At 53.2% G+C, this 805-nt stretch carries 1 protein-coding gene; it reads right to left on the reverse strand.

The annotated features are described in order from the left end of the window. Positions 1-5: 5 nt before the first annotated feature. Positions 6-805: FAD-dependent oxidoreductase (locus ACTHUM_RS16005; RefSeq protein WP_440403421.1), on the reverse strand; the 800-nt coding region annotated here is incomplete at its 5' end.

Raw genomic sequence — 805 nt, forward strand, 5'->3', positions numbered from 1 at the left:
GTCTATCAACCGTGCAAAGCGCGTTTGTCAGCCGCCAATGCAGCTTCGTGAACCACTTCGGACAAGGTTGGGTGGGCATGGATAATGCGGGCGATGTCTTCGCTGCTGGCGAAGAATTCGAGCGCAGTCACGCCTTCGGTAACCAATTCGCTGACAACCGGGCCGATCATGTGTACGCCCAAGATACGGTCGGTTTTGGCATCTGCCAACACTTTAACCGTACCTTTGGCTTTGCCCATTGCCAATGCGCGACCGTTTGCACCGAAACCTGAAGTACCTTTTTTGTACTCCACGCCTTCGGCTTTGAGCTGCTCTTCGGTTTTACCCACCCAAGCGATTTCAGGATCGGTGTAAATCACGAATGGTACGTTGTTGAAGTCGATATGCGGTTTTTGACCGGCAATGCGCTCAGCAACGGCAACGCCTTCGTCGCTGGCTTTGTGTGCCAACATCGGGCCGCGGACCACGTCGCCGATTGCCCATACGTTAGGCAGGTTGGTACGGCATTCGCCATCTACTTTGATAAAGCCGCGCTCGTCTTTTTCCAAGCCTACGGCTTCCGCGTTCAGGCCTTTGGTGTTTGGAATACGGCCGATGGCAACGATCAGTTTGTCGAATACTTCAGTTTTGGCTTCGCCGGCAGCAGTTTCGTAAGCAACGGAAACGCCTTTGCCTTCGGATTTGATGTCGCCGATTTTCACGCCCAATTCGATGCTCAAACCTTGCTCTTTAGTAAAGTATTTGAAGGCTTCTTTGGCGATTTGTTGGTCTGCGGCAGCCAGGAAGGTCGGCGCGGCTTCAAGAA

This window comes from Neisseria sp. P0021.S006, from assembly GCF_051956895.1.